This window comes from Streptomyces sp. NBC_00328, assembly GCF_036139655.1.
In the GTDB taxonomy this organism is placed as follows: Bacteria; Actinomycetota; Actinomycetes; order Streptomycetales; family Streptomycetaceae; genus Streptomyces.
In genome coordinates this window covers 983,435-994,969 of the sequence record NZ_CP108013.1, presented here as the reverse complement: position 1 = coordinate 994,969, position 11,535 = coordinate 983,435, and the positions used below count along the sequence as shown (strand labels likewise).

Below are 11,535 nucleotides of genomic sequence, written 5' to 3'. Positions count from 1 at the left end.
CGGAACAAAGCGCGGGAAAGAATTCTCCAGGGGCCCGGAAATCTCACCGGCAGCAGGAATGACCTGGACGGAACTGGATACACAGGACCCTCTCGGTCCCGTTCGCCGGGACCGCGTACGCGAAATCCCGTCGGCCCGCTCCGGACCGGAGTCCGGGGCGGGCCGACGGGACCGTCGTACGGGCTGTGACGTGCGGGAGCCTCAGGCGACCGCGGGATCGAGGAGCCCGGTGCGCAGACGCTTGATGATGCGCGTGATCAGCCGGGAGACATGCATCTGCGAGATGCCGAGCTCCTCGCCGATCTGCGCCTGGGTCCACTCCTCGACGAAGCGCAGATGAATGATCCGGCGCTGCCGGTCGTCGAGCTGCGCGATCAGGGGGGCCAGCGAGTTGAAGTCCTCGACCAACTCCAGCGAGGGATCCTCCTCGCCGATGAAGTCCGCGAGGACCGCCTCGCCGTCCGCACCGCCGTCCGCCGTGAGGGCGGCGTCCAGGGACGAGGAGTTGTAGCCGTTCGACGCCTTGCGGGCCTCGATGACCTCTTCCTCGGTCAGACACATCAGCTCGGACAGTTCACGGGTGGTGGGCGTACGCCCGAGGCGGGTGCGCAGTTCCTCCGTCGCCTTGGCCAGCTCGACGCGCGCCTCCTGCAGACGGCGGGGAACGTGGACCGCCCAGCTCGTGTCGCGGAAGAACCGCTTGATCTCACCGACGATGTACGGAACCGCGAAGGAGGTGAACTCGACCTCGCGGGACAGCTCGAAGCGGTCGATTGCCTTGATCAGCCCGATCGTGCCGACCTGGACGATGTCCTCCATCTCACCCTGGCTGCGGCTGCGGAAGCGGGCCGCCGCGTACCGGACGAGGGAGAGGTTCATCTCGATGAGGGTGTTGCGCGCGTACTGGTGTTCGTGCGTGCCCTCCTCCAGGACGGAGAGCCGGTCGAAGAACTGGCGGGACAGCTCGCGCGCGTCCTTCGGGCTGATCTTCAAAGGCTCGTCGATCTGCGGCAGGACGCCTCCCTCGGTCGTCGCTGCCCGGTGCGCCGTGTCCCTTGCCTTCGCTTCCGCCACGGCCGCCATGCCGTCCACCCCAAATCGTCCGAAGGAAATGATGACAGGGCCCGTCTGCCCTGCTTCACACCGCTCATGCCACCCGGTTGCGGAATTCTGCGGGACGCGTACGTCCAGCCTCCCCCTGACACCGGGTCAGGGGCTACTTCCTTCCGGGGGCGCCCTTCGGATGCGGGGTTGTGACAGCGGTCTCCTCGCCGAGCTGATGTCGCTTTTGATGTGACTGATGCCGGTTCAGCCCGAAGGATGACACGGTTCCGGCGGGGATCGAGGGCGCAGGTGGGGAAGGAGGGCGACCGTTGCGACGGCGCTCTCGTGTCCGGGGGCCTGCCCCGCTGTCGTGGCGGCGACGTAAAATGGGTCACGGGGTGAGTCCGTGGGTATCGAGCGTCGAGTCGGCCGAGCGCACACGCGCTCGCCCTTGGCGCGCCCCGAAGCGGGACCGCTCGCCGGACGCCGGCCCCGGGGCGCGGTGATCGTGCCATGACTACGGCGGCACTTCGCGACGATCCCTTCGTCCACCCCGCGCTCGTCTACGACGGCGACCGTGAGTACGTGGAAGGGACGACACGTTTCGTCTCCGACGGCGTAGCCGCGGGGGAGCCGGTGGCGGTGGCCGTCCCCGCCCCGCGACTGGAACTCATCCGCGGCGCCCTGGGGCCCATGGGTGCCGGCGTCCGATGGATCGACATGACGCGGGCGGGCCTGAACCCGGGCCGCATCATCCCCTCCGTCCTGCGGGCGTTCGCCGACGCCCATCAGGACGTCCACGTACGGATCATCGGCGAGCCCGTCTGGCACGGCCGTACGGCGGTGGAGTACCCGGCCTGCGTCCAGCACGAAGCCCTGATCAACCGGGCGTTCGCGGGCCGGGACGTGACGATCCTGTGCCCGTACGACGGTCGCGCCCTCTCCCCGGACGTGATCGCCGACGCCCACGCCACGCACCCGGTCGTGATCAGCGCCGGCCGGCAGAGCGCCAGCCCGGCCTACGACCCGGACGGGGTGCTGACGCGCTTCAACCAGGCGCTGCGCCACCCCCCGGGAGCGGCGGCGGTCCGTTTCGACGCCGAACTCCTGCCCGTCGCCCGCGACTTCGCCCTCGCCGAGGCCCGGAGCCGGGGGATGACAGCGGCCCGGCTGCACGACCTGAACCTCGTCGTCGCGGAGCTGACGACCAACAGCGTGGTGCACGGGGGCGGTTCGGGGACCCTGAGGATCTGGGCCGAGAGCGAGCAGATCGTGTGCGAGGCGCAGGACGAGGGCCGGCTCAGCGATCCCCTGGCCGGCCGGCATCCCGTGCGTCCCGACCAGATCGGCGGACGGGGCCTGTTCCTCGTGCACTTCCTGTCGGACCTCGTCCGTGTGCACACCGACGCCTCCGGGACGACCGTGCGCAGCTACATCGGCCGCGGCTGACCGGCTGACCGGCTGACCGGCTCACGACGCACGTCGGCCGTGGGGCCCGGACCTGTGTTTCCCGGTCCGGGCCCCACGGCCGCCGTGTACCGCCGTGTACCGCCGTGTTCTTCCGACAGCGCTAGCCCGCGGTGCCCTGCCGGGCCGATCGCGCCGCCTCGCGTTCCGTGCGGGCCCCGGCCTGCGACAGCGACCCGCCCGAACTCTCCAGGTGCGCCCGGACGAACCACTGGAACTGTTCGAGCGCGCGGAGCTGTTCGATGAGAAGGTCCTCGGTCACCGGGTCGATCTTGCCGACCTCGGCCACGGCCGCGCGGTGCTCCTGCACGATCCCCGTGTAGACGAGGTCGAGGGCGCCGAGGTGGGCGATGGCGTCGGCGCGGCCGACGCTGTAGTCGTCCCAGGTCCGTTCGGCGACGAGCGCTCCCGGTGTGCCGTGCGGAACCCCGCCGAGGGCGGAGATCCGTTCGGCGGCGTCGTCCGCCATGTCGCGCACGCGGTCCACCTGCGGGTCGAGCATTTCGTGCACGGCGATGAAATGCGGGCCCACCACGTTCCAGTGGATGTGTTTCAGCGTGAGCGACAGGTCGTTGAGAGCGTGCAGCCGCATGCTCAGCAGATCGATGATCCGCCCGCCGTCGTGCGTGCTGACGCCGGGGACCGTGTAGTTCGGTGTCGTGGAAGTCGTCATGTTCCTTTCCTTCACACAGATCTCTTGTACGTGTTCCGGCGCGGGGGTGTCCGTGGCGGGACTGTCGGCGGTGCCACCGGCCGTGACCGCCGCCGGACGCGCCTGGCAGGGAAACCGTCGCCGTCAACGTCCGGTGCCTCCACGTGCCCTGGTTCGCTTGCGTCACACCTTTTCGCCCGGGTGCCGGTCCGTTCCGCACGCGACGGGCGGGAGCGGCGGGATGCCGTCACCGGGGCGGCGTTGGGCCACATAGGTTGTCTGGGGCGGTTGTTGGGAATGAACCGTGGCGAACCCGGGCACACGGACGGAAACTCGAGAGAGGAGCCCTCGCCGTGCTCGTGCCCGACCCGAAGGTTGTCCGGAGGCTGCTGACGCGTTACGCGGCCCTGAAGATCGCGTACTCCGAGAAGGAGACACTGGAGACGGCCCGCGGCCTGGAGGACGTCACGTACACGCTCTGTGTGATGACGGGAACGACCAGCGTGCGCGACGCCGTCGTCGCCGCCGACGCCCTGCTCGTGGCCGGAGAGAAGCGGCGGGAAGCGCGTCAGGCCGGACTGCTGGGGAGCGTGACGTCCCCGGCTCCCTCGCCGAAGGCGGTGTCCGCGGCTGCCCCGCCGCTCGCACAGCAGCCCACCGAGGTGCGGACGCTGAACGGCCGGCGTCTCCCGTCCCGAGCGTGGCCGCACCCGGACGCCGGGGGCTCGATGACGACGGGTCCCTGTCCTTCGAACGGCTGAACTACCTAGTCGGCCCCCGCTCGTTCTCCTGCTGTGAGCATCGTCGAGGCGGAGATGAGGAATCGATGAGCCGACACAGCAAAGGCCGTAGGCACCGCAAGGTGAACATGACGCCCCGTCCGGTCGGACCGAGGAGATCGCCCCGCGAGGTCCGGGAGCAGGTCCGGGAGCAGGCGGGCGTGAGTGCGGTCGGCCCGCAGCAGGCGCGGGCCAAGCCTCCCATTCCCGGGCAGGACACGAACGGGGAAAGGGCCGAGGCCGTGTCCAGGACGGTGAGCGAGAGCGGTCTGAGCCGCCATGCCGTGCGCACGTGGGAGCGCCTGGCGGAAGCGGGCGCCGAGGGTGTCGAGGTCGCGGAACTCACCGTGGCCGTGGGCTTCCGGCGCTCCACCGTGCTCGGGCATCTGAAGGGTCTGGCCGGACTCGGACTGGCCGAGGACCACGAGAGCGTGTGGCGGGCGACCGGCCCGGCGGAGGGCGCGGCCGTGCGTGAGGGTGTGGGGGCTTCGGCCGGGAGCGTTTCCTAGGACGGAGGCCCGTGGCGGCGCTTGCCGGGCGATCCACCCGCGTCCAAGCGCCGCCTGGCCCCGGCATGCCCGCCGCGCCGATGTCCATGCGCCGCCCGCCCCGCGCGTGCCTGCTCCTCGCGTGTCTGGCCCCTGCGTGCGCTTGCCTCCTGCGTGCCCGAACGCGGCTGTCGCCCCCGGCGTGGTCGCCCCCGGCGTGGCCGCCTCCTGCCTGTCGCCCCTGTGTGCCGGCCCCCGCATGTGTGCCCGCCCTCCGCGGGTTGCCGTACGGGCCTTGCCGGAAGGGGATCCGGCGGATCCGTCACGCGACGTAGTGTCGGGCGGCCTTCTCGGGGCATCCGGACTCCATCGCTCGACTGCCGGACCTTCACAAGGAGTCCTCATGCTCGGCATAGCTGCCGCCGTACTGCTGTTCATCGCGTTCCTGATCAACGCCGGTGACGTTTCGACCAATCACGTGTTCACGTCCACCAACGTCATGCTCATCGGACTCGCCCTGCTCGCCCTTCACCTCTCGGGCGTCGGCGGGGGCTGGACGACGCGCAGCCGTCGCCGCTGACGGGCGGGGACCGTCTCGTCTCCCCGGCGGTGTGCGCTGTTGACGCGCATGGCGCGACGGCGCTCGCCGGCCGGAACGGTCTCCGTGGTGCACCGTCCTGTCACGGTGGCCTGTGCCGACGGTGAGTGGCACGACCTGCCGGCCAGGCTTCTCGCGGAGGTGCTGCGGCTGCGCGGATGGCGGGTGGACTTCCTCGGAGCGCACGTGCCCACCCCGCATCTCATCGCGCACCTGCACCGGACGGGACCGCGGGCGGTGGCGCTCTCCTCCTCGGTCCCCACCCATCTGCCCACCGCGCACATGGCCATCACGGCGTGTCAGGCGCCGGGCGTGCCCGTCATCGCGGGCGGCGCCGCCTTCGGCCCCGACGGCCGCTACGCCCGCGCCCCGGGAGCCGACGGACGGGCCCCCGACGCCAGGGGCGCGGCGGCGGTCCTCGAACGGGGCCTCGACCGCCCCGGCCCCCGGCCGTCCACCAGTCCGTGGACCATCTCACGAGATTCGTCCTGCGGACCGCGGACATCCTGACCGCCCTGCTGATGATCCGTCGCCGTACGGACGCCGCGGGTGTGCGCCTGGGTCTCGATCAGCGGCCCCGCGGCCTGGACCGGCTGCTGGAGATCACGGGAACGCTGGAGCACCTCACCGCACCCCGCGACGAGAGCGGCGGGGCGCGGAGTCCCGGGACCGGCTGACACGGCGCACGCCCCGGTCACGCACTCGGGCGCACGGCACCGAGCCCGCGCGTCAGCACGCCCGATTCATCGAATGCCCGCCGCATAGCGGGGTATTGGCAGCCCTGTGAGACGGCGCGGGGGCGCATCGGCGAACCCGCGAGCTGACGGAGGAAGACATGACGATCGACGAAATCTGGTCGTACGCACCGGAGTTCAACCACCCCGAAGCCAACGAACTGTCCGGTTACAGCGTCGAGGCGACCGACGGGACGATAGGACATGTCGACCGGCAGGCAGACGAATCGGGGATGCGGCACATCGTCGTCGACACCGGTGTCTGGGTGTTCGGCAAGAGTGTGCTGGTGCCCGTGGGTGTCGTCGCCGGCATCGACACGGAGTCCCAGAAGATCACCGTCGCGTGCACGCGCGAGGAGATCAAATCGGCGCCGGTGTTCAAGACCGACCGCGAGACCATGGACCCCGCGTACCTGTCCAGCGTCGGGACCTACTACCGAAGCCTCCCGCCGAGGCAGCCCGCATGAGCCCTCGCGCCGTGACACACGGCGCCGCGCGCGCGGCCGGCCGCCGCGGGCGAGGTGAGCAGGCGTAGAGGGACCCGCGCGTGGAAGGAGAGCCTCGACCGACTCCGCCGGACACGGGGTCCGGAACGCCGGCCGGACCGGCGCGGAGAGGTGAGGGATGAACACACGAGGTGTCACGCGGTTCCCGGGGACCGGGCATGTCCGCTGAGCCGGGGCCAGGCAGTGTCATCGAGGCGGTCCGCCCGGCACGGCTCCGCCGGTACGGGCCGCGGCTGCCCGCCTTCTGGTGGCCGGCGCTGCGCCGCACCCCGGTCTCGATGTGGAACGACGACGTGTCCGACTGGGCGGCGGCGCTGACGTACTACGCGATCCTCGCGGTGCTCCCGGCCCTGCTGGTGATGGTCATCGCCTTCGGCCTGATCAGCCCGGACACCGCCGAACAGCTCATCGCGCACGTCACGGCGTACGCGCCCGCGCAGTCGGGGGCCGAACTGCACCAGGCGCTGGGGGAGATGCTGCGGCAGCGGTCCGCCGCCTGGACGCTGCTGGTCACCGGTGCGGCCAGCGCGCTGTGGTCGGCGTCGAGCTACCTCGCGGTGTTTCGCAGGGCTCTGCACAGCATGCACGACGCGGCGGACCACCGTTCGGTCTGGCGCACCGCGCACCGGCTCGTGCTGACCGCGCTGGCGCTTCTCGGACTGCTCGTCGTCAGCGCGCTCGTCCTGCTGCTGACCGGCCCCCTGGCCGAGGCCGCCGGCCGTGTCGTGGGGGTCGACGGCCAGGTGGCCGTGGCGTGGAACCTGCTCCGCTGGCCCCTGTTGACGTGTCTGGTGGCCCTGCTGGTCCTCGTCGTGTTCCACACCGGGCCGCCGCCCGCCCGCCGGCGCCGGCACAGCCTGCCCGGCGGCGTCCTGGCCGCCGTCCTCTGGCTGGCCGTGTCGGCCGGATTCGCCCTGTACGCCTCCGTCCTCGGCGCCTACAGCCGGCTCTACGGGTCCCTCGCGGGCCCTGTCGTCTTCCTCGTGTGGCTGTGGCTGTCCAACCTCGCGCTGCTGGCCGGCGCGCAGTTCACGGCCGAACTCGACAAGGCCGCGGCGGCGAGGCACCGGGCGACAGTCTGAGGTTCACAGGTTTGTTCCGGTCAGGACGGCGCACACGGACTGAGGAAGCCACATCTTGTACGGACGGACGATGGAGGAACTGTGGGCATCATCGCTTGGATTCTGATCGGGTTGCTTGCCGGTGCCATCGCCAAGCTGCTCCTGCCGGGCAAGGACCCGGGCGGGATCATCATCACCATGCTGATCGGGGTGGCGGGCGGTCTGCTGGGCGGCTGGCTGGGCAAGGTCGTCTTCGGCGTCGACTCGATCGACGGGTTCTTCGACCTGTCGACCTGGATCGCCGCCATCGCGGGATCGCTGATCCTCCTGGTTCTGTACCGGGTGCTGACGGGCAACAGCCGGTCACACCGCCACGCCTGAACGGGCCCTGCCCCGTTCGACGCGTCATGACATACGGCCTGGGGCCGGCACCGGAGTTCCCGGTTGCCGGCCCCAGGCCGTACGTCACCTCCTCGGGGCGCGCCCGGGGCGCCGCGCCGCCTTCCCACCGCGGCGGGCCTCCTGCCATGATCACCGGAGAACGCGCGGGCCCGCCCCGTCACGGGCTTTCGACGGCCGGACCCCGTTCCGGGCCGCCCGGTGCGGGCCGCGCCGCAGCCAGTGAGGAGCCCGAGTGACGTACGACGTCGGCGCGCTGCGCGCCGAGATCCCCGCCCTGCTGTCCGGTGTCGCGCACTTCGACGGACCGGGCGGCACACAGACCCCGGCCCGGGTGGCCGGCGCGATCGCGGACGCGCTCACCGGCCCGCTGTCGATCCGGGGGCGCCTGACGCCGGGAGAGGTGAACGCGGAGAACCTCGTCCAGGGGTTCCGGCAGGCGGTGGCCGACCTGGTGGGAGGTGATCCGTCCGGAGTCGTCTTCGGCCGCAGCGCCACCCAGCTCACGTACGACGTCGCCCGGGCGCTCGCGAAGGACTGGGCTCCCGGTGACGAGGTCGTCGTCAGCCGTCTCGACCACGACGCGAACATCCGGCCCTGGGTCCAGGCGGCCGAACGGGCCGGCGCCCAGGTGCGCTGGGCGGACTTCGACCCGGAGACGGGTGAACTCCCGTCCTCCGCGGTGGGCGCCCTGCTGACCGAACGCACCCGGCTGGTCGCGGTCACCGCCGCCTCGAACCTGACGGGGACCGTGCCCGACGTCGCGGAGATCGCCCGCCTGGTCCACCGGTACCCACGGGCGCTGCTCCACGTCGACGGGGTGCACTACGCGGCGCACGCCTTCGTGGATCTCGCGCGGCTCGGCGCCGACTTCTTCGTGTGCTCGCCCTACAAGTTCCTCGGCCCGCACCACGGTGTCCTGGCCGCGTCCCCGCAACTGCTGGAGCAACTGCGCCCCGACAAACTGCTGCCGTCCACCGACACGGTTCCCGAGCGGTTCGAACTCGGGACGCTGCCTTACGAGTTGCTCGCCGGTACCACCGCCGCGATCGATGTCCTCGCCGGCCTCTCGGGCGACACGACGGGCGGGAGGCGAGACCGTCTGCGCTCGGCCTTCGCGGCGATCGAGCGGCACGAGGAAGCGCTGCGTGGACGGCTGGAGGCGGGCCTCGCCGAACTGCCCGGTGTCACGGTCCGCTCCCGCGCGGCCCGTCGTACGCCCACCCTGCTGCTGACGTTCGACGGCCGGGAGGCGGCGGAAGCCTCCGTGTACCTGGCGGACCGCGGTGTGCACGCACCCGCCGGATCGTTCTACGCGCTGGAGGCGTCCCGGCACCTCGGACTCGGGGACACCGGGGGCCTGCGGGTCGGGCTCTCGCCGTACAACGACGAGGACGACGTCGACCGGCTGCTGGAGGGTCTGGCGGCCTTCCTGCGGTCGTAGGCGCGGGGTCGGTCTCCCCCGTCGCGGGCCCGGTGCCGGGGCGAGCCGGGCCGGCCCGCGGACGAACGCGAGGCCGGCCGGTCAGGAGCGCATCGGCGTCGTCGGACCCGTTGCCCGGTCGTCCGGGGCGGTGAGCAGGCGGAGCGTCTCGGCGAGTTGACGCGGACGCAGGAGTCCGGGGCCGGGCTGTGTGTCCCAGCCCGGCCCGCACAACAGGATCCGGCTCCGGGTTCGTGCTCCCCGTACTCCCCAGCGTGTGGCGGCGAGGTGCCGGGCGAGCGGCAGGTTCGCCGTCGACCACGACTGGGACCACAGGACGACCGCCGGGGGACCGACGCGTTGCACCGCCGCCATGAGTGACTCGGGCGGGACGGATCCGCCGAGGGCCACGGCGGGTACACGCCGTTCCGCGAGCGCCGCGTCGAGGGCCTCCAGGGGCAGGGTGTGCTGTTCGCCCGGAGTGCAGGCCAGCAGGACGGGCGACACCGCGGCGGGCGGTCCGTGCCCCGCCGCGGACACGTAGGCGTGGCGCAGGGTGGCGGAGACGTGCCAGGTCAGAAGGTGCTCGACCTCGACATAACGGTCTCCCGACGACTCCCATTTGCGGCCCACGGCCCGCAGGGCGGGCACCATCACGTCCTCCCAGGCCCTGGCCAGGCCGTGCGTACGGACCGTCGTCGCAAGCCGCTCCTGGACGGCGTGGGCGTCCAGCCGGACGGCGGCACGCGCGAGACCCCGGACCTCCTGGGCCACGTCCGTCGACGGCAGCCCGGTGCCCGTCGGCGATCCCGTTGTCCCCGGGTCCGGAGCCGTCGTCGACGACCCCTCCGGGATCCGGACACCGGTCCGCGTACGGGCGGTGGTCCGTGCCCGGGCGGCGAGGGCCGGTGACGCGGCGACACGGCCGCGAGCCGACTCCTTGGCCGCGCGGGCGGCTTCGGCGGGGGGCAAGCCGGCGGCGGTCAGGCGGCACATCTCCTGGACCATGGCCACGTCGTCGGGCGACCAGCGGCGGTGGCGGCCGTCCGCCCGCACCGCGGGCCCGAGACCGTACCGCCGGTCCCAGGAGCGCAACGTCGTGGGCGACACCCCGAGCCTGCGCGCCAGGAAACCCGTCGTCACTCCCGCCCCCGTGGTCTCCGGCTCGTCGTCGGCGCTCAGTTCCACGGAGCGGCTCCCAGGAGGACGGTGGACGGCGCTCCGGCGGAGGTGCCCCACCCACGGGTGGAGGGGCCCGGTGCACGGCGGCAGCGGATCATGACGGGCCTCGCCTCGATTCCCGAGCCGTCCAGGACCCGGCCGGCCGCCGGGCTCACCCCTGCTTCGGCGCGGGGCGGCCCCCCGGATGCGGCGAACACACCCCTCCCGCACCCGGCCGGCCCCGATGGGGCGGGCCGGGGCTCGCGGGCACTGCTCAGGTGACCGCCTGGACGGTTCGCGCGCGCTGCGGTGCCATCGCCCAGCGGACCGCCGAGGTGAAGGCGCTGCCGAGCGGACGTACGCACACGCTGTCCACCAACGGCAGCCGGGGCAGCCGGAGTTCGGCGGCGGCCCAAGCGGGCAGCAGGGACACCGCGTTCGCGGCGAGCACCCCGTACGGCAGGCGGGCCACGAGCGGCACCGGCGGGTCCAGCAGGAGGAAACGCGCGGCATCGCGGGCCTGTGGCGTCGCGCGCACCTCGCCGCGGTACGCGTTCAGCCGGTCCGCGAGCTCGGCACGGTTCGTGGGCGGGTCCAGGACGCCCAGCGCGGAGGCGACGCGGGCCGTGTCCGCCACGTAGGCGTCGCAGTCGGCCCCGGAGAGCGGCCGCGAGCCGTACCGCTGGTGCGCGCGCAGGAAGCTGTCGATCTCCGCGACGTGGACCCAGCCGAGGAGGTGGGGATCCGCCGCGTGATACGGCGTGCCCTCCGAGGTCACACCGCGCACCCGCTCATGGACCGCCCGTACCCGGTCGCAGGCGTCCTGGGCGCTCTCGGCCGTGCCGTAGGTCGTCACCGCGAGGAAGGTGCTGGTGCGCTGGAGTCTTCCCCAAGGGTCCCCGCGGAAGCCCGAGTGCGCGGAGACGGCGGCCATGGCGAGCGGATGCAGCGACTGGAGCAGCAGCGCGGAGAGGCCGCCGATGAACATCGACGCGTCCCCGTGCACGGTACGGATGGGTCGGTCCGGGCCGAACCAGCGGGGTCCGGGCGTGCCGTGGATACGGGCGCGGTTCTTCGGTCCGTCCGGGCCCGCGACCCGGGTGAACAGGGCACTGCCCAGTCGTTCCCGCACTCCGCCGCCGTCCGCTCCGGTCACTCTCATGGGGCACCGGCCTCCTCCGCGTCGTGCTCCGTCGCGCCCGCGGCCTGTTCCGGACCGGCCT

The 11,535-nt window shown here is 72.4% G+C and carries 13 protein-coding genes and 1 pseudogene; 10 read left to right on the top strand and 4 right to left on the bottom strand.

What is annotated here, in order from left to right; all coding sequences use genetic code 11:
- Positions 1–201: 201 nt before the first annotated feature.
- Positions 202–1,083: an RNA polymerase sigma factor SigF gene (locus OG485_RS04220; RefSeq protein ID WP_328664623.1), complete on the bottom strand. Its 882-nt coding sequence runs from the start codon at positions 1,081–1,083 to the stop codon at positions 202–204.
- 474 nt (positions 1,084–1,557) lie between these two features.
- Here OG485_RS04220 and OG485_RS04215 point away from each other — a divergent pair, with 474 nt between their 5' ends.
- Positions 1,558–2,493: a sensor histidine kinase gene (locus OG485_RS04215; RefSeq protein ID WP_328664621.1), complete on the top strand. Its 936-nt coding sequence runs from the start codon at positions 1,558–1,560 to the stop codon at positions 2,491–2,493.
- Between the two features lie 121 nt (positions 2,494–2,614).
- Here the strand turns inward: OG485_RS04215 and OG485_RS04210 are convergent, their stop codons facing one another.
- Entirely contained in the window at positions 2,615–3,184 is a 570-nt protein-coding gene (locus OG485_RS04210; RefSeq protein WP_326789810.1) for a Dps family protein, read from the bottom strand.
- Between the two features lie 332 nt (positions 3,185–3,516).
- On the opposite strand from OG485_RS04210, the gene OG485_RS43920 reads away from it, so the two are divergent.
- The 9 genes and pseudogenes from OG485_RS43920 to OG485_RS04165 all read left to right on the top strand — a co-directional run bounded on the left by OG485_RS43920 (position 3,517) and on the right by OG485_RS04165 (position 9,172).
- Positions 3,517–3,924 carry a DUF5133 domain-containing protein gene (locus OG485_RS43920; protein ID WP_443048652.1) on the top strand — a complete coding sequence of 136 codons (408 nt, stop codon included), beginning with the start codon at positions 3,517–3,519 and terminating at the stop codon, positions 3,922–3,924.
- A 107-nt stretch (positions 3,925–4,031) separates the two neighbouring features.
- Entirely contained in the window at positions 4,032–4,451 is a 420-nt protein-coding gene (locus OG485_RS04200; protein ID WP_328664619.1) for a hypothetical protein, read from the top strand.
- Between the two features lie 382 nt (positions 4,452–4,833).
- Positions 4,834–5,010, top strand: coding sequence for a hypothetical protein (locus tag OG485_RS04195; protein ID WP_192582574.1), 177 nt, complete (start codon positions 4,834–4,836; stop codon positions 5,008–5,010).
- A 102-nt stretch (positions 5,011–5,112) separates the two neighbouring features.
- Positions 5,113–5,469 (top strand): annotated as a pseudogene (locus OG485_RS04190) (cobalamin B12-binding domain-containing protein); the annotation flags it as partial.
- 80 nt (positions 5,470–5,549) lie between these two features.
- Positions 5,550–5,705, top strand: coding sequence for a hypothetical protein (locus tag OG485_RS04185; RefSeq protein ID WP_443048651.1), 156 nt, complete (start codon positions 5,550–5,552; stop codon positions 5,703–5,705).
- Positions 5,706–5,863: 158 nt separating this feature from the next.
- Positions 5,864–6,229, top strand: a complete 366-nt coding sequence (locus tag OG485_RS04180; RefSeq protein ID WP_328664613.1) for a PRC-barrel domain-containing protein — start codon at positions 5,864–5,866, stop codon at positions 6,227–6,229.
- A 197-nt stretch (positions 6,230–6,426) separates the two neighbouring features.
- On the top strand, positions 6,427–7,350 hold the full coding sequence (locus OG485_RS04175; RefSeq protein ID WP_328664611.1) for a YihY/virulence factor BrkB family protein: 924 nt from the start codon (positions 6,427–6,429) through the stop codon (positions 7,348–7,350).
- Positions 7,351–7,431: 81 nt separating this feature from the next.
- Positions 7,432–7,710: a GlsB/YeaQ/YmgE family stress response membrane protein gene (locus OG485_RS04170; RefSeq protein ID WP_326789817.1), complete on the top strand. Its 279-nt coding sequence runs from the start codon at positions 7,432–7,434 to the stop codon at positions 7,708–7,710.
- A 253-nt stretch (positions 7,711–7,963) separates the two neighbouring features.
- Entirely contained in the window at positions 7,964–9,172 is a 1,209-nt protein-coding gene (locus tag OG485_RS04165; RefSeq protein WP_328664608.1) for a cysteine desulfurase-like protein, read from the top strand.
- A gap of 81 nt (positions 9,173–9,253) precedes the next feature.
- On the opposite strand, the gene OG485_RS04160 is transcribed toward OG485_RS04165, so the two are convergent.
- Both OG485_RS04160 and OG485_RS04155 read right to left on the bottom strand, forming a co-directional pair.
- Positions 9,254–10,333 carry a MerR family transcriptional regulator gene (locus OG485_RS04160; RefSeq protein ID WP_443048900.1) on the bottom strand — a complete coding sequence of 360 codons (1,080 nt, stop codon included), beginning with the start codon at positions 10,331–10,333 and terminating at the stop codon, positions 9,254–9,256.
- 253 nt (positions 10,334–10,586) lie between these two features.
- On the bottom strand, positions 10,587–11,474 hold the full coding sequence (locus OG485_RS04155; RefSeq protein WP_328664604.1) for an oxygenase MpaB family protein: 888 nt from the start codon (positions 11,472–11,474) through the stop codon (positions 10,587–10,589).
- Positions 11,475–11,535: the final 61 nt, after the last annotated feature.